Annotated in this window: 16 protein-coding genes; 13 read left to right on the top strand and 3 right to left on the bottom strand. The window is 39.6% G+C overall.

What is annotated here, in order from left to right; genetic code table 11:
• Window positions 1–45: 45 nt before the first annotated feature.
• Window positions 46–531, bottom strand: a complete 486-nt coding sequence (locus tag DW173_RS14515; protein WP_120144620.1) for a hypothetical protein — start codon at window positions 529–531, stop codon at window positions 46–48.
• A gap of 563 nt (window positions 532–1,094) precedes the next feature.
• On the opposite strand from DW173_RS14515, the gene DW173_RS14520 reads away from it, so the two are divergent.
• The gene (locus DW173_RS14520) at window positions 1,095–2,315 is read left to right on the top strand and encodes a site-specific integrase (protein WP_120144645.1); all 1,221 of its coding nucleotides are present in this window, start codon (window positions 1,095–1,097) and stop codon (window positions 2,313–2,315) included.
• 217 nt (window positions 2,316–2,532) lie between these two features.
• Here the strand turns inward: DW173_RS14520 and DW173_RS14525 are convergent, their stop codons facing one another.
• Window positions 2,533–3,417, bottom strand: coding sequence for a helix-turn-helix transcriptional regulator (locus DW173_RS14525; RefSeq protein WP_120144621.1), 885 nt, complete (start codon window positions 3,415–3,417; stop codon window positions 2,533–2,535).
• A gap of 267 nt (window positions 3,418–3,684) precedes the next feature.
• On the opposite strand from DW173_RS14525, the gene DW173_RS14530 reads away from it, so the two are divergent.
• From DW173_RS14530 to DW173_RS14585, 12 genes are all read left to right on the top strand, one after another.
• Window positions 3,685–4,278: a DUF3575 domain-containing protein gene (locus tag DW173_RS14530; protein WP_120144622.1), complete on the top strand. Its 594-nt coding sequence runs from the start codon at window positions 3,685–3,687 to the stop codon at window positions 4,276–4,278.
• An 8-nt stretch (window positions 4,279–4,286) separates the two neighbouring features.
• Window positions 4,287–5,450, top strand: coding sequence for a DUF3868 domain-containing protein (locus DW173_RS14535; RefSeq protein WP_120144624.1), 1,164 nt, complete (start codon window positions 4,287–4,289; stop codon window positions 5,448–5,450).
• Window positions 5,451–5,492: 42 nt separating this feature from the next.
• On the top strand, window positions 5,493–7,250 hold the full coding sequence (locus DW173_RS14540; RefSeq protein WP_120144625.1) for an Mfa1 family fimbria major subunit: 1,758 nt from the start codon (window positions 5,493–5,495) through the stop codon (window positions 7,248–7,250).
• Between the two features lie 106 nt (window positions 7,251–7,356).
• Window positions 7,357–8,355: a FimB/Mfa2 family fimbrial subunit gene (locus DW173_RS14545; protein WP_004315016.1), complete on the top strand. Its 999-nt coding sequence runs from the start codon at window positions 7,357–7,359 to the stop codon at window positions 8,353–8,355.
• Between the two features lie 22 nt (window positions 8,356–8,377).
• Window positions 8,378–10,363 carry a hypothetical protein gene (locus DW173_RS14550; RefSeq protein ID WP_008645035.1) on the top strand — a complete coding sequence of 662 codons (1,986 nt, stop codon included), beginning with the start codon at window positions 8,378–8,380 and terminating at the stop codon, window positions 10,361–10,363.
• A gap of 5 nt (window positions 10,364–10,368) precedes the next feature.
• Window positions 10,369–12,000, top strand: a complete 1,632-nt coding sequence (locus DW173_RS14555) for a fimbrial protein (RefSeq protein WP_199722843.1) — start codon at window positions 10,369–10,371, stop codon at window positions 11,998–12,000.
• A gap of 35 nt (window positions 12,001–12,035) precedes the next feature.
• Window positions 12,036–12,362 (top strand): hypothetical protein, encoded by a 327-nt coding sequence (locus DW173_RS14560; protein ID WP_229077587.1) that lies wholly within the window; start codon window positions 12,036–12,038, stop codon window positions 12,360–12,362.
• 142 nt (window positions 12,363–12,504) lie between these two features.
• The gene (locus DW173_RS14565; protein ID WP_120144646.1) at window positions 12,505–13,323 is read left to right on the top strand and encodes a DUF5106 domain-containing protein; all 819 of its coding nucleotides are present in this window, start codon (window positions 12,505–12,507) and stop codon (window positions 13,321–13,323) included.
• Between the two features lie 384 nt (window positions 13,324–13,707).
• Window positions 13,708–14,226, top strand: coding sequence for an HU family DNA-binding protein (locus DW173_RS14570; protein ID WP_120144627.1), 519 nt, complete (start codon window positions 13,708–13,710; stop codon window positions 14,224–14,226).
• 85 nt (window positions 14,227–14,311) lie between these two features.
• On the top strand, window positions 14,312–14,662 hold the full coding sequence (locus DW173_RS14575; RefSeq protein ID WP_004296148.1) for a hypothetical protein: 351 nt from the start codon (window positions 14,312–14,314) through the stop codon (window positions 14,660–14,662).
• A gap of 30 nt (window positions 14,663–14,692) precedes the next feature.
• Window positions 14,693–15,613: an N-acetylmuramoyl-L-alanine amidase gene (locus tag DW173_RS14580; protein ID WP_120144629.1), complete on the top strand. Its 921-nt coding sequence runs from the start codon at window positions 14,693–14,695 to the stop codon at window positions 15,611–15,613.
• A gap of 148 nt (window positions 15,614–15,761) precedes the next feature.
• The gene (locus tag DW173_RS14585) at window positions 15,762–17,318 is read left to right on the top strand and encodes an ATP-binding protein (RefSeq protein WP_120144648.1); all 1,557 of its coding nucleotides are present in this window, start codon (window positions 15,762–15,764) and stop codon (window positions 17,316–17,318) included.
• Window positions 17,319–17,409: 91 nt separating this feature from the next.
• On the opposite strand, the gene DW173_RS14590 is transcribed toward DW173_RS14585, so the two are convergent.
• Window positions 17,410–17,706 (bottom strand): DUF1905 domain-containing protein, encoded by a 297-nt coding sequence (locus tag DW173_RS14590; RefSeq protein WP_008026284.1) that lies wholly within the window; start codon window positions 17,704–17,706, stop codon window positions 17,410–17,412.
• Window positions 17,707–17,745 lie beyond the last annotated feature (39 nt).

Here is a 17,745-nt window from a genome sequence, read left to right on the forward strand (position 1 = left end):
TTTATTTAAAAGGTCTCTAATTAGGATATGATGAATTCTGTAACGTTATATCTTTTTCATTTTCTTTCTCCACCTCTGAAACCCTCTCATCAAACTTTCCTCTTCCACCGACTCCTCCATATCATACTTTACCACAAACTCATGCATCGACTTTATATACATCACCCCATTTTTGAACTTATTTTCCAACAGAAACGAATAAAGCTCCGCTTTCATTTCCACCTCAATTTCCTTTTCGATAATAAAGATACTGTCCTGACCGAAGTAATTGTAGATTTCCGGATTCTTGCCCAGCCTTGGGCTGGGAAGAACAAAAGTGATATTTCCTGCTTCTTTCCAGGAGACGCCTTGCGGATGAGGAACAGATAATTGATGCAGGAAGTGATAAATGGGAGTGAGGTGGGAGAGGTGGATTGGAATGGGGAGCCTTGAAGGTGGATTGTTGTGCGATAGAAGTTCTAAACTTTGTCCGTACCGGACATACATATACCTCGCCAGATATGGCTTGATGGCAAACGTGACTGTAACCATGGGATTTGAATTTTGAATTGTTGAAATTTGTTGTATACTGATTGCCGCTTCGTGCGGCAGATTCCGTCGTGTTTGTTGGAAAAAATCCCATGGGTTACGGGGACGGAATTCTAATTCGGTAAGAAGTTGAAATTCAAATGGTTACAAATGCCGGTTTTTCCTTTAAAACCAACGGGCCGTTCCTTTAAAAGGAACGGCCCGTTGCACACCGAGGAATGACCTCTTCCTTTTAAAGGAACGGACGGCTCCCTAAAATCCATCGTGCAAAGCTATGCCTAATATTCTGATTTTTCAAAAGAAAGAATAGCGGTATTCTTTGTGTTATGTAAAGAAATATTATAAATGATATACATATCTAATTTATGCGTATGCATATTGGAGATATGTAATAAAAATATACTGATTACTAGAGCGTGTATTTTAACTATATTTATCAGATAACTATTCTTAAAGTGGAAAAACTTTTTATTCCATTTCTTGTTTCTTGCGTAACAGGCGGAAAAATAGTTCTGATAAGTAAGGTGAACTTTGTACTTTTACGTCTCAAACAAAAAAAGCAAGATATGATAACATCAGTGAAACTTATGCTGAACAAGAGCAGGATATTGAATAATGGTAGTTACCCTTTAGTATTTCAGGTGATACACAATCGGAGAAAAAAGTTACTGTATACAGGCTACCGGATGAAAGAAGAGGTGTTTGACGAGCTGGAAGGGAAGATTATGAATGGCGTAAGTTCTACTTTTACGGCTACGGAGGTTGTGAAAATGAACCGCGAGCTACGGAAGATGCGGAATCAGATTGATACACGGATCAGGCAGCTTGAGCGGACAAGGGAAGAATTTACAGTGGAGGATATTCTGGCTCAAAATGCTTTTGGTACAGGAAAACCACAGTTTTATTTATTGCGATATATCAATGCGCAGATTGAGCGTAAGCAGGAGTTGAAGAAAGTGGGAATGGCTGCGGCCTACAAGAGTACCCGTTCGTCGTTGGCAAAATTTATAAGTCGCCCCGATGTGCGGATGTCGGAGGTTGATTTGGCGTTCGTCAGGAGATATGAGGATTTCCTGTATAGTAACGGTGCTTCCGGCAATACGGTAAGTTATTATCTGCGCAACTTGCGCTCTTTGTATAACCAGGCGGTAATGGACGGCTATCATCCCCGTGTCGAATATCCGTTTGCTAAAGCGCAGACCCGTCCGGCGAAGACTGTGAAACGCGCTTTGTCACGGAAGGATATGCAGATTCTGGCGGACTTGGATTTGACGAATGAACCGCAACTGGAGTTTGCCCGCGATTTGTATCTGTTTAGCTTTTATGCGCAGGGAATGGCTTTTGTTGATATTGTTCTTTTGAAGAAGGTCGATATTTGCAATGGTGTGCTGACCTATTCCCGTCATAAGTCGAAACAGTTGATTCGTATAGTGGTGACTCCGCAGATGCAGGGCTTGATAGATAAATATAAGACAGAAAATGAGTATCTCTTTCCGATAATCAGCGGTGAATATGCTTCTGGATACAAACAGTATCGTTTGGCGTTGGGCCGTATTAACCGGCATTTGAAGAAAATCGCTGTTGTAGCTGATATTGAAGTACCGTTGACGACATATACTGCACGCCATACCTGGGCTACCCTCGCACGTGACTATGGAGCTCCGATTTCTGTGATTAGTGCCGGACTTGGACACACTTCGGAAGAAATGACACGCGTCTATTTAAAGGATTTTGATGTATTCATGCTCAATCAGGTGAATAGCATCGTTACAAACTTATCCAAATGAAATAATTATTTGTAATATAATCTGTTGAAAATTAGAATATATCATATTTTTATTTATCTTTGCAATATTGTAATCTATTCCGTAATAGAGATGCATATTAAAAATACCTTTGTTTCTTAATATATTTCACGCTGCAAAGTAAATGAAATTTTTCATTATTGAATTTATCATAAAGTCCAATAGTTTATTCATTTTGTACAGATAGAGATAATAATGGCTAACTCGTTTGATTGGTTGCCTGACATTGCTCTATCAGTTGTTTGGGGGTACATCCGAAATGTTGTTTGCAGTAACGGTTGAAGTTACCTTGCGAATCAAATCCCAATTCTTCAATGATATCTTTTATACATACTCCTGGTTCCGTCATTTTTTCCAATATTCTTTGGTTCTTTTGTTTCAGCATCCACTGTTTAGCTGTCATACCAAACACTTCATTGAATTTGGTAAAAAAACAGCTTCTTCCCATATTCGATAGTGAGATAAGCTGCTCTATATTATCTACTTTGGTATGATTGTGCATGACAAAATCTTTAAAATCCACTTCTTTTCCGATAATGGGGTGGAATAATGCTGCAATCTCCTGTTTTTCATAAAACCCTCGTAAAAGAAAGAAAAACTCTCGTTGCATCAGCCCGTGTAAGTGTGCGCAACTCATTCCGTTTTTGATGCAGTGAGTTAATACTTCAAGAAATAGTGTTAGTGGATAGCGTATTTTAATTGGTGAAAAGTCATATTTTATGTTGTTGCATACATTTGATAAAGACTGTAATATGAGCTTGTCACAGTTCTCTGCAGGTATATCGAAAAACATGGAGAGCAGGCTTGAATCGGTTTCCGCAAATCCTTTTAGCCGGGAAGAACGAGGGATGAGTATCATTTCTCTGGCATGAAACAGCTTGTTATGAAACTGGTTGCAACAAATGGTGAAATCGCCTTTCAGAAAGAACAGAAGATAATTTTTAGTTGTATTATCTTCTTCAAATGCTGCATTCTTGGCGAATTCAAGATATTTGAATCCGGTTTCAATCGTTGTCATGTAGTTTTGACATGACTGATGTTCTTCAATGTACAAAAGTTCGCTTTTTGTATGTTTTGTTTCCATGGCAATAACTGTTTTGATTGTTTAGTCTGTTACTTATCTGTTTGTTTCACAATTGTTTCAGTATCTATTTTTTTAATGAATTATATATCAGAATAATATTATTTATTTTGTTTGTTATGATTCATTATATTATGATATTGAAACATTCTGTTATTAGTTTCTGTAATATAATTCGTTGATAGTTAAATGTTTATTATTTATATGTAATTATGCATCTCTATTACGGAATAGAGATGCATAAGAAATAGTTTGAAAAGACTGTATAAAATGAATGATTGTATAAGAAATAAAGCCGGCATACTTATTGGTCTATTTACTTTGCTAGGATGTTTTGCGGTTAGAGCACAAGATATAGCAGTAAAAACGAATTTACTTTATGGCGGGTTGTTACAAACACCAAACATAGGGGTGGAATGGGGAATATCTCCCAAACTGACTGTTGACTTGTGGGGAGCCTACAATCCTTTTCCTTTGGGTAAGAATGGTTATGGTTCCAACAATAGAAAAATGAAGCATTGGTTGATACAATCAGAGTTTCGCTATTGGCTTTGTGAACGGTTCAATGGACATTTCTTTGGCGGACATTTGTTTTATGGACAATATAATGTCAGTAATATTCGATATTGGGGACTAGGTGACTTTAGAAGACAGGGAAATCTTGCAGGATTCGGATTCAGTTATGGGTATCAGTGGATTCTTTCACCACATTGGAGTATAGAAGGGACATTAGGGATCGGCTATGCACACCTGCATTATAGTAACTACCCGTGTAAGGAATGTGGTAAGCGTTTAAGCGTAAACAACCGTAATTATTTAGGGCCTACACGTGCCGCTGTATCTATCATATATTTACTTAAATAATATCCCAAATGAATAGTTTTCAGATTATAATACTTTCCTTTTTTATGAGTATAACGGTCATGTCAGTTTCCGCTCAAAATAATGATTCGATCAAGATCAATAATTTTTCTATAGAGAAGAATGCTCAAGGTGATTCTGTGAGTTTGAGATTTCATTTGATGATTGCTCCCGGCATTACAAAAGCAAATGATGAGTTGTTGCTTACACCTATATTGATAGATATAAAGGGAAATCACTCTTTTGCTTTCCCTGTCATACGCGTAAATGGCAAAATACGGGAGAAAATAGTTCGAAGACAAAAAGTGCTTCACTCATCAAAAGCAGAGAAAGACTTAATATATACAGTATCCAATCGGCAATGGAATACAATAACATGTTCAACTCCGATGTTAGCCAATCAACTTTGGATATGGCAGGCAAAGTTAGTGTTACGGCGGCAACTTGGAAATTGCTGTATGAAAAAGGAGTTGGATATGGTGGAATTGTTTACGTGGAACCGGACGGATGGATATTCTATTGTTAAGCCGGAAATAAAGAATAAGGTGGAAATACCGGAAATGTTACCGCATAAATGTGCTACGGAAGTACTGGCTGAAACAGAGAAATTTGTAGAACCCATAGATAACTATTCAGCGGGTAAAAGGATTCTGGCGGGCGAGCAGGAAGGAGCACAGATTGTTTATTTCAAGCTTGCAAAGGCAGAGATAGATAGCAATTATCTGGATAATGAGAGAGTGCTGGAACATATCATTGATGTAATTCGCCGTATTAGTGAAGATCCCGAAGTAGAGATAGCTCGCGTAGTGCTATTGGGGCTTTCCTCACCCGAGGGCGCTTTTGAATTCAATAAACAATTGTCTGGAAAACGAGCTGAAGCGCTGAAGCAATATATAGCCGACCGGATTGCTTTGGCGGATAGTTGCTTTGCGCTTGTGAATGGTGATGAGGGCTGGGAAGAACTACGTTATAAAGTGGAACACTCTGATATGGAATACCGTAAGGAAGTATTGAATATTATTGATTCAGTTCCGATAATGAAAGGCCGTGAGGGACAGTTGCAACGTTTGAAAAGAGGAGTGCCCTATCGTTATTTGGAAGAACACTTCTTTCCGCAATTGCGTCGAGCCGGATACATCAAGGTGTATTACCGGATGAAAAATGGAACCATATAAATCTCAATATATAATAATTTATTTTTTAATCATAAGACAAAAATGAGAAAGAATTATTTTCTAATCGGAGTATTTGCGCTGGCAACAATAACGTTTGCTGCTTGTAGCAGTGAGGACAAGCTAGGTGAAGAAAGAAGCGATGACAATGGTAATACCGAAGTCATAGAGGGAGAGCCTACTTGGGCGAAGTTTACATTTAAACTGGGCAAAGATGGTGTTGTAGCACGTGCAACGGGTGACACACATGAAGGTACTACTACAGAAAAAAACATCAAAAATCTGCGGGCTTATATCTTCAATGAGTCCGGTAGCTTTGAAGCAAAGACGGATAATGCTACTGTAGATGAACATGGCACGGAGCACACTGCTGTATTGAAACTAACTTCCGGTAAAAAGAAAGTGTATGTAGTAGCTAATATGCAGGACGACTGGATTACGTCTACCACTACAACTGCTCAATTTGAAGCTGTTACTTTGACACATTGTACGAAAGCAGGACGTATTGCCCATACCAAAGGTGTAGAAACGGCAGTTGCTGTATCGCGTGTCGGTAATTTTGATAAAATATCCGGTAATGGGAATGCGGCGACCAATGGTTTCCTGATGGCAAATGTATTAAAGGCAACCGAATACACATTATATCCCGGGATTTCTGCTGAGGATTGTTCGAAACCGGCGTATGATAGTTCGGCGGAAATGAAGAAAAACAATCATTTGGAGGTGTTCATATCCCGTGCTGCTGCTAAGTTGCAGGCTACTTATGTAAATGCGGATGCTTTGATATTGAAAGATAGTGAAAGTAATACATTAGGCAAATTACTTACTCCGACTTTTACGGTTCGTAATCTTCCGGTTCAGAGCTATATATTTCTGCATAATCATGTTGATGGTTTCCTTACGCCGTTCTATACAATGACTAATACTAGCTCTACATTTGCAGATTTCGCTAAATATTATGACGAGGTGAATGAGCCTAATTTGGATTTGAAAGCAAGTGCTGACGGGGAAGCTATAGAGTCTATATATTTGCCGGAGAACTCCAATCAGACACCGGTAAGGGGAAATACTACTTATGTGTTGGTGAAAGGTGTATTTGCTCCGGCGGCTAATGTGATGATTAATGCTGTTGAAGTGAAAAAGGATGGTGGCAATCTTAGTATCGAAAATAAATTAGACGGAACTGATTATACTACAGGAGGAAAAGATGTACCGCCATATTTTATTGTCCCGGAATGGGAAAATCAGATTTATACGGCTCCTGCAGACTTTAGTGGAAACTTGGCAAACTATGGCTTGGGCATGATTTTAAAGACTTATTTGAATAAAGCCGGAAAACAGAAATGGTTAAATGCAGTAGACGAGGGAAGTGCTGTAGACGAAGGTGATATAGAGAATTCTGTAAGTGTATATTATGGAAGCTCATTCTCTACTTCTGAAGGTATTTATTCAGTTGTTACCATCAAGAAATATTCGCATCCCAAGAATGCACTACCGGGCTATAAGGAAAGTATTGAAGGAACAATACGTATTTTTCAGTACACCGGAGGTACTTGTTATTATCGTGTGAATGTTGAAGATAATATGGACGGAAAGACGGAAGCCAACAACCTGTTCTATTCGGTAATGCGCAACCGTTTTTACAATGTAAATATCTCAAAAATTACTTCAATCGGTTATCCCGATGATGAAGATGTTACCGTGGACCCGACAGATCCCATCAACCAGAAAACGTACATGCAGGCACATATCACAGTGGAACCATGGACGAAAGTTGAACAGGATGCAGAACTGGGAATGTAATTGCTATTAGTCTGCCGGTTCATTAAAAATAGATTTTAACGGATTCTTTTGCCGGGGCATTGTCCCCGGTAAAAGAATCTAAAATCCCTCTCAATCACAATTTAACATGCATAGTACATTTTACCGGAAAAGAAGGATGGTGGCATACATATCAATGCTATTATGGCTTATTACAGGATGCGTTAATGAAGATTTTTCCGATTGTCCGCAGGGAAGTTTCCAGGTGGCTTTCGAATATGTTCATCACACGGACAATATTTGTCCCGATCGCTTCAACATTGACGTACAGCAAATAGACTTGTATGTATTTGATGCAGCCGGATGTTTTTTGAAATGTATAACTCGTAAAGGGACGCCTTTCCCGAAAGATTTTCGGATTGACCCGGAACTTTCTGCCGGTAGCTATACGTTGGTGGCATGGGGAAACTTGACTGATGAAGTGACTTTACAACCGGCCTTTATTGCCGGACAAACTACGCTTGAGCAGGCGTTATTATCACTCAACGCAGCTGAAGACCGTAGCGTGAACCATAGACTGACTCCTGTTTTTCATGCTATGAAACAAGTAGAAGTAAACGATGTGAAGGAACACACTGAAGTTCTTTCACTTATAAAGAATGAGAATCATTTGCATCTGAATGTGAAGTGGTTTGAAAAAAGCGGAATACCATGTATTCACCGCTGTGCGGATGGCGTGCGTGTCCGTGTACTTGATCCCAAAGGGGCGACCTATAAATTTGATAATTCTGTAGTTGCTTCGGGCAACGAATTGACATATTATCCATATCAGGGCGTAAATAATGATGCATGGAATCAATTTGCAGGCGTTTTTTCTTTGATGCGTTTGGTGGAAGGGGAAAAATTGACGCTACTGATAGAACGTTTGATGCAGGACGGCACAGCCAAAGAACTCTACCGTTCTGACTTAGTCGAACTTATCCGGATGCATCCATATACCCGCATCCAGTCGGAACTTGACCGGCAAGATGTGTATGAAGTAGAAATATCGCTTATAGATGATCTGGACGGTGACACGGATACTTATATGCAAACGGCTGTTACCGTATCAGGGTGGACAATCATATTGCAGGATACGGAAATGTGATACTTTATAATTAAACGAGAGAATGAGACTGAAATTAGTTTATATATATAGCTTCGTTGTGACATTATTATATCTGCTTACTGCTTGTACTGACGGAATAGAAGCATCTTCCGATAGTAATGGCCAGGGGGAAGGCAAGGAAATTCCTGTCAGTATCATGCCGAAACTTGTTGCAGGGGATGAAAATGAGGTATCACAATTGCGTGTTATCATTTTCTCGACACGTACTTCCAATCCTTACGGCCCTAAAGTTTTAGTCAGCAATCAATTGATAGATGTAAATGAAGATTATGTTGCCATTACCTATATAGGATACAATGATATTTATGTGATAGGAAATGAACCGGTAGATCTTTCGGGAATCAATAGCCCTGAAGAATTGAAAAATATTCAGATGAATACGGAAAGCAGCCTGAGTGCTTCAAAATTTGTATTTTTCCGGCAGTTGCTCAATGTGAATGTACGGAGTAAAAATGAGATATATCCGGAAGGGGCATCCGCTTCTGTTTCAAAACTGGAGATAAAGTTGCAACGAGTGATTGCCAAGTTAAGTGTGAAGTTTGACCTTAGTACGGAGATTTGTGAAAATGGAAACCCTACAGGTGAATTCGTTAATCTTGAGTCTATGGAGTTACTTCGTATTCCAAAGTATAGTTATCTGGCTTCCTGTAAATACAGGATAGAAGAGGGGTTTCTAGATAACCGCGTTTTTTCACTAGAAAATAGCAGTGCAGAACAGAATCATTTCACATGGTCATCCGGTGATATATATTTGCCGGAATATCTGCCGATGGATGAGATTTACAGAATGGTATTGCGCATTAAAGGGACATCAAGAGGAATCACCCGTATATATACTTTGCCGATTGGTGATGCGATGAATTCAATTGATTCACATTCTACAGAATGGAATATAACCCGCAACAGGCATTATAGTTTGAATATTAAAGCGATTACCGGTTATGGGGAGGAGTCCCTTGAAGTGAAATCCAACGTTTCCGGATGGTCGGAAGTCAATGTTCCGATTGAAATAACGGGAGCTAGTTTTCTTGCAGTCAACAAAAAGACGGTCGAAGTAAAGTCTTTACGCTTTTACTCGTATGTGCGTTTTGCTTGTAACGCTCCGGTTGAAGTGAAACTTCCCGATGAGGTGACAATCGGTAATCAACTGCAGATGACAATAGAATATGATGACGCGACAAAGAAAAGCGGTCGCGTCGGGTTCAGACGTGGAAATTGGAATACTGGTAATGATATCATATATGTAACTACATTAAAATCGGGTACCGCATCTGTTGAACTTAATCTGCAACTTTATAGATCTGAAACAATTCGTGTCGGAAATAACCTTGTTACTTGGGCTGAAGCCATGGGATATTGGGAAGAGGCTAACTGGATACGTACGGGAATTTATAATGATGAGTTTTATAAAAGAGCCACCCGGGAAACTGGATGTAGAGCATATTATCCTGAAGGGATAAATGAGAATGATGCAACAAGAGGGAAAGGATGCTGGAGATTAGCTACCATACGTGAAAACTGGGCGATTAATTCTGCTGAAGCATGGTGCATAGAGGAACATGATACAAATGATAGAAAGGCATATGTAAGTTACGGATCAGGAAATCTCATAGACAATTATAAAGAGAATAAACAATATCGCTATAACTGTACCCTTGATGTCCGTCCCCCTGAACTTTCAGATTTTATAGTCTCAAGTTCAGATGTAACGAATGTCACGAAGGAAAATGCGTCTTCTATATGTGCAAATTTAGGTAGTGGATGGAGATTGCCTACAGGAAAAGAAATGAATTATGTTTTCCTGAATGCCGGAACCAACGGGCTTCCCAATAATTTCTTTTCGGACAGTTATTGGGGAAAGAATGAGGACGGTACTTTCATTGTAGCAACAATGAGCGATCCGAACGGAAATGTCACGACGGATGAATTGCGAAATGGGAGACATACGGTACGTTGTGTGAAATTACGTTATCCCCCTATTGGATAAGGAAAATGATAGATATGATAGTGAAAAAGAAATATATTCAATTAGTCCTGTTTGTATTGCTTTTCTCTTTGGGGGCTTGCAATAGTGATGAAATGTCGGATATCAACGATACAACAGAAGTACAGGAGCAAATGGTTTTGAAACTAAGTGTGCAACAAGAGTCTGTTGTGTATACGCGGGGAACAGGTACCCCTGCCGATGAAGCAAAGGTTGAAAGTATGGATTTTCTGATATTCAATCATGACGGAAATATTGTTTATCATCAGCATCCTATATTGGAATGGACTGGAAATGAATATAAGACGACAGTAAACATTCCTTCGGCGACAGGAGAGCATACATTGTATCTGATAGCTAATTATCCGATGGAAGCAGGGACAATACATACTTTACAGGACTTGGAAAGCAGGATATGCACAAGTACGAAAGCACTTGTAAAACCACCCTTTGTAATGGCTACCAGGCGCATAACTCTTTCATCACTCAACATGATAGCTATTCGTAATGCGATGGAAAGTGACGGTAGCAATGGTTTCAGTTTAAAACGGAATGTTGCGAAATTCAGTGTGGGAGTGGCAGACAACAATTTTGAATTGATTTCAATAAATTGGTTGGGTTGTCCTGTGTCAGCCTCTGTATTGGCAGACGTGGATTATACCAGTCCGTCCACTTTGTCCGTCAGTAGCCTTGCTCCTTCGTCAAATCCTATTTATCTGTATCAGATTCGGAAAATGGGGTTGGATGCGCATAAAGGATTTCACATCGTTGTACATGGAAAATATACGGCAGCGGATGGGACAGAAAGGGAAGGATACTATAAACTCCGTCTATGTACAATAGATGATGCTACAGGAGAAAAAGTTCCGTTGACTTCAATTGTAGGCAATGATTACTATAAACTGAATATCCGGAGTGTTACGGGATTTGGCGCTAATTCATTCGAGAATGCAGAAAAGAATGGATTTACTAATGATATGGAAGCATTCATGTTATTAGAGTATAATGGTACACATGATTATCAAGAGAATTATTTGCAGAATGGTTATCAGATGGGATTTGAAAATTCCCGTTGGATTATATACAGTAATGAAATCTTGAATTCTTTTGTGTTAGGTCATTTCTACCGGTGCATCCGGGATGAATCATTGGAAGGTTACACCATGTTTGATCCGGATTATCCTAATCTTCAGCGTGGATTGATAACGGTGAAAGCAAATGGGACAGAAATAACGGGGGAAACAGTTTGTAATGATACTCCTGATAATCCCGTCGAGATGGACTTGTGTTTCACGGAATCGAGTGAAGTCGCAGGTACGGAATACTCTTTTACGAGTATTATCCAATATGGTGTTCTACAAAAAACGGTAACTGTTGAACGTCATTCCTCTATCGGTCGGTCATATACAGTGCTTCCTATGTTATATACGAATTACGGGGAAGTGTTCGATTCATGTGATTGGATCGGGATAGCTGAACAACGGCACGAAGGTGCTATTATTTATCCGCAGTTAGACTCTGCTAATGATTACATTTTTGTCCATGTAAAGGAAAATGGCACAGGCAATGCACGTGAAGGAAAGGTGCGTCTGTTTGGTAGGAATGGATATTTTGAACTTCGGATACGTCAGGAAGGATAATTCAAATAGTGTTAAGAGTGAAAGGAGATATGAGGATGAATATATTAAACGATATTTTGGAAAAAGAAGGTGATAATCGAGGCTCTGTTTATTTGTATTGTCTAGAGGATTCATGGAAAGCATTCGGATATTCTGCTTTTTATCTGTCTTTACTTTATCCGGGGATGAAAATCGTGAAATATGATAATCCGGATATTATATGCTTTTTTGTGTGTATATCGGATGACTGTCTGATGGAAATATTCGAGATGAGCCGGATATATGTCGGGAATGAATGTATAGAGATGAAAGTGCCGGAAAGGATTTGCGGTGGAGAAAACGAGTATGTCAAATGGTGTAATGAATTGTGCTTGAACTTGTAGAATTATGAATAAACGAAGATTAAGATTATTACACCTTTTAAGATTGGTAATCCATCAGAAATATATAAGACTTCTTTATATTACTTTAGGCGTGTTTTTACTTTTATGTACTTGTTCTGCCAATTCTGGTAAATCAAATGCTATGGCAAAGCAACAAAAAGACAGCATACTGATAGAGCGCTTTTGGGATACGTATGATTTTACAGATACTATCCGGTTAAGCAGCTCTGCCACTACCGAAAAGATGCTGGTGGATTATCTTTCTCAATTGTCGGAACTGACAGAGGAAAGGGCTTGTGAAAATATCAGGAGATTGGTGTTGAAGACTAAAGTTAATAAGGTGGTAAACCGTTGGTTTCTACAACGGTTGGAGCATCATCTATATGAACCTGATTCGTCACTACGGAATGATAGTTATTATATTTCAGTATTGGAGGAAGCATTAACATCCGGACATTTAGATGGAATGATGCGTATACGTCCCTTGTATCAATTGAAAATGCTTAAAAAGAACCGGATAGGGATAAAAGCTGCTGATTTTACTTTCATTCTTTCTACGGGAGAATTTCAAAAACTATGGGATGTTTCCGCTAAATATACGTTATTACTGTTTTATGATCCGGATTGTATTTATTGTCGGCAATCAATGATGGAACTGTCTGAATCATCGGTAATAAATTCCTTCTTGCAACATAGTGGACTATCCCTATCGCAACTTGCTCTTGTTACGATTTGTACAGAAGGTGAAATGGATGCGTGGAAAGAATATCAGCAGTCTCTTCCTTCTGTGTGGATAAACGGTTATGATGTCAGGAAGGTGTTGACTGAAAAAGAACTATATTTTTTGCGTTCTCTTCCTTCGATATATTTGTTGGGAGAGGACAAGCAAGTATTATTGAAAGAGCCCTCTTCTATAGGTGAAGTTACCAGTTATTTATTAAATAAGTATGATGATATATAATAGTGGCATAGGAAAAATGGAATCATGACTTTTCCGCTGCCTGTGAAGGTAGCCTATTGTTTGTTTTGTTTGTGTGTGCATCTTTTTCCCGGTGGGGAAGAAGGTGCACTTTTTTATTATGATATTTATTAGTTTGAATATATTTGTTTATTTATTATTCTCCCCCAGGTATTGATTTTGTCGCTTTTTTCTGCTTTTCGTCGTTTTCTTGTCGTTTATTTAGTTCCTCTATGTGTGGCTGTATGTGTCTGAAATGCTTTTTAGTACTTTTCTGATGAGGCTGTTTGGTGTCGTTTCATCTCCGTGGAAGATGCTGCATCTTTGCATCGTTAACGTTAGCGAAGTGATAATTAAAACAGTATTCATTAAAAAAAGAAAAGTAGTATGGCTATTAGATTTAGAAGGGTGTCTCGCCTGTGTGACCCTACAAATAAAGAAGCAGGAAAGAAAGTGTATCCGGTGATTTCTTATCAGTATGATACAAGTGCGACGCTGGATGAGTTTGCAAAGGAGATTGCGTCTGCTTCTGGTGTTAGCGAGGGTGAAACGATTAGTGTATTGAAGGATTTCTGTACGTTATTGAGAAAGACATTGCTGGGTGGTCGTTCGGTAAATATCGCCGGTCTGGGATATTTTTACCTTTCCGCTCAAAGCAAAGGGACGGAGAAGGCGGAAGATTTTACAATCGCTAATATTTCAGGGCTTCGTATCTGTTTTCGTGCCAACTCGGACATTCGTCTGTTTACCGGGACGACTACCCGTTCGGATGGATTGAAGTTCAAGGATTTGGATCATATTAATGATTCGGGTAGCATTGGTGACGGTTCTGATGATGGAGGTGAAACTCCGGATCCGGATGGTGGTTCGGGTGGTAATGGTGAAGCACCGGATCCGGCAGCTTGATTCATAGATCGTTGAGAACTGTATGGTTTGTATGGAATGGGGCTTCGGCCTCATTCTTTCTTTATAACTACGTAAAAATATAAATATGCAAATAACTACAATCCTTGCTTTTATTACCGCTATGGGTGGTTTGGAAGCTGTGAAATGGTTAGTGAGGTATATCACTTGCCGTAAGACGGATGCACGGAAAGAGGAAGCGTCCGTGAACAGTATGGAAGAAGAAAATCGCCGTAAAAAGGTGGACTGGCTGGAAGAACGGCTGACTCAACGTGACGAGAAGATAGACGGGCTTTATATTGAACTTCGCAAGGAGCAGGAAGAGAAGATTGACTGGATACATAAATGTCATGAAGTGGAGTTGATACAGAAGGAGTCGGAAGTGAAGAAGTGTGAGATTAGAGGGTGCGTGAAGCGTATGCCACCTTCGGATTATTAACTGGTGTGTTTGAACTAATAATGAATTATCATGAGAAATATAGATTCTATCATAGTACATTGTTCGGCTACGAAAGCCGGGCAGGATTTTACAGCTGCGGATATTGACTGTTGGCACCGGGAACGTGGGTTCAACGGTATCGGGTATCACTATGTGGTCCGTTTGGATGGGAAATTGGAAAAGGGGCGGGATGTTTCTCTGGCCGGTGCTCATTGTAGAGGTTGGAATGAGCGGAGTGTCGGGATATGTTATATCGGTGGATTGGATGCGAACGGGCGTCCGGCAGATACCCGGACGAATGCTCAAAAACGGGTGCTTTATCAGATTATTATGGATTTGCAGCGGGAATATAATATTCTCCAAGTGTTGGGACATCGGGATACTTCACCGGATTTGAATGGTGACGGAGTGATTGAACCTTATGAATATGTGAAGGTTTGTCCCTGTTTTGATGTGAAGGAGTTTTTGAGGAGTGGGAGGGAGTTACTGTTTGTGTTGTTGGTGGCTTTGGTTGTGCCTGTATTGCTGTCGGGATGTAGGAGTAAGAAAGAGGTGATAAATAGGGAGAGTGAAGTTAGGGTTGATTCAAGTTTAAATAGTAGCTCCGGGAAAAGTCTTGTTAAAAATAAGGTTGCTTCAGAAAAGGATTCGGAGGTGGTAGAAGAGCATATCGAACAGGTGGTGTTTGTGTTTCCTGTTGATACGCTTGGGTTGAAGGCTGGGATGGTGGTGAAGACTGTGGTGGATAGGAAAAACGTTAATGAGAAACAACTTCTTCAAGAAGTGAATTCACTGTCTGTGAGCTTATCGGATATGAGTGCTAAGACAGAGATTCATAAAACGGGAGTTGAGAAAACTACTAATAGGACAACCGGAGGTTGGTATTGGTACGGAATTATTTTGCTGGTCTTGGTTATTGTGTGTTGGATTTGCAAAGTGAAGAGGAAGTGAGATGTTGTTTGTCTGGTACAAAGTTAGTTTTGATGAAAAATGGAGTCATGGTAGTGCTGTCTGTGAAACTGTGTACTTTTTTGTGGAGTTTGTATGTGTATTCCCATGGAAATGCGTATCTTTGAATAATCAAAATAGAGGAAAAATCATGGACGGGATATTACGTAAACTTCCTATTGGAATACAGACTTTTGAGAAACTTCGTGAAGGAGATTATCTTTATGTGGATAAGACTGCTCTTGTATGGAGAATTGCTTCAACGGAGACTCCTTACTTTTTAAGTCGTCCTCGTCGTTTTGGCAAGAGTCTTCTTCTTTCTACTTTCGAAGCTTATTTCGAAGGTAAGAAAGAATTATTTGAAGGGTTAGCCATAGCCGATATGGAAAAGGAATGGAAGAAATATCCGGTACTACATTTGGATTTGAACGCGGAAAAATATGATTCTCCCCAAGCTTTAGTCGAAATTCTTAGCAGGCAGTTGACGCAATGGGAACTGAAATATGGTAAAGGAGAGGATGAGGAAACTCTTTCGGGACGTTTTGCAGGTGTAATTCGTCGTGCCAGTGAACAGGCTGATCGTGGAGTCGTAGTCTTGGTTGATGAATATGATAAGCCTTTGTTACAGGCGTTGGATGATGGTGCTTTACTTGATGATTATCGTAAGACATTGAAGGCGTTCTATGGTGTGCTGAAAAGTTCAGACCGTTATCTTCGTTTTGTTTTCCTTACCGGTGTGACTAAGTTTGCGCAAGTCAGTGTGTTCAGTGATTTGAACCAGTTGAATGATATCAGTCTGAAACCTCAATATGCCACAATTTGTGGTATTACACGACAAGAATTGGAGGATACTTTTATTCCTGAACTGAATCGATTGGCAGAAACAAATGAACTGACTTATGAAGAAACATTGAACAAGATGACGGCTTTATATGACGGTTATCATTTTTGTGAGTTTGCGGAAGGAGTATTCAATCCATTCAGTGTGCTTAACGTTTTTGACGGGTATAAGTTTAGTAACTATTGGTTCCAAACCGGTACTCCTACTTTTTTAGTCGAACTGCTTAAAAAGAGTGAGTATGATTTGCGTACGTTGATTGATGGGGTAGAAGCCAATGCTTCTTCGTTTATGGAATATAGGGTAGATGCTAATAATCCGATTCCGTTGATTTATCAGAGTGGCTATTTGACTATAAAGGGGTATGACAAGCGTTTTGGAAACTACCTGCTGAAATTTCCCAATGATGAAGTACGATATGGATTTATGGATTTTTTGGTTCCTTATTACACATCAGTGGTAGATGATGAACGGGGCTTTTATCTAGGTAAATTTGTACGTGAATTGGAGAGTGGTGATGTTGACGCTTTTCTTACCCGCTTACAGGCTTTCTTCGCAGATTTCCCTTATGAACTGAATGAAAAGACCGAACGACATTATCAAGTTGTATTTTACTTAGTTTTCAAACTGATGGGGCAATTTACCGGGGCAGAGGTTCGTAGTGCCCGCGGACGGGCGGATGCAGTGGTGAAAACTCCGAAGTATATTTATGTATTTGAATTTAAACTGAATGGTACTGCCGAACAGGCTTTGCAGCAGATTGATGAAAAAGGCTATCTGATACCTTATCAGGTAGACGGGCGTGAGTTGGTTAAAGTTGGAGTGGAGTTCAGTGCAGAAAAAAGGAATATAGACCGGTGGTTATATTAGCTCGATAACCATGTTGTTAAAGGAGTTACGGAGCCGTTTGAGATTGTTCAAGCGGCTCTTGTTTTGCGGGTAGTTCTTCTTATCACTTGTTTTAAATCCAAATCATAATCTCTATTTCTTTATCAGTTGTGATCTTTTCCTTTTTTCTGATTTCCGCTTTGAGAGGAAGTAAATAAGTATCAAGTTTGGTGTCAAACCAGATTGCGGTTTCCCATTGGGTATTGCCGATTTTGGCCGTCATCTTCAACCGTCCCCAGCCTTCCTCTAAGAATCCGAGATTCTCTCTTATTTCTTTGGACATCTCTTTCGGCAGGCAGGCTATGTGCCAACCGCCCGTTCCGACGGTCGATGAGTAGTTCCAAACTTTTGCGGTAAACTCGTATTTCATTCCTTTATTTTCCATTGTACAAAAATAGGTAATAATAGA

The organism is Bacteroides sp. AM16-13 (assembly GCF_003602705.1).
GTDB classification, from domain to species: domain Bacteria; phylum Bacteroidota; class Bacteroidia; order Bacteroidales; family Bacteroidaceae; genus Bacteroides; species Bacteroides xylanisolvens.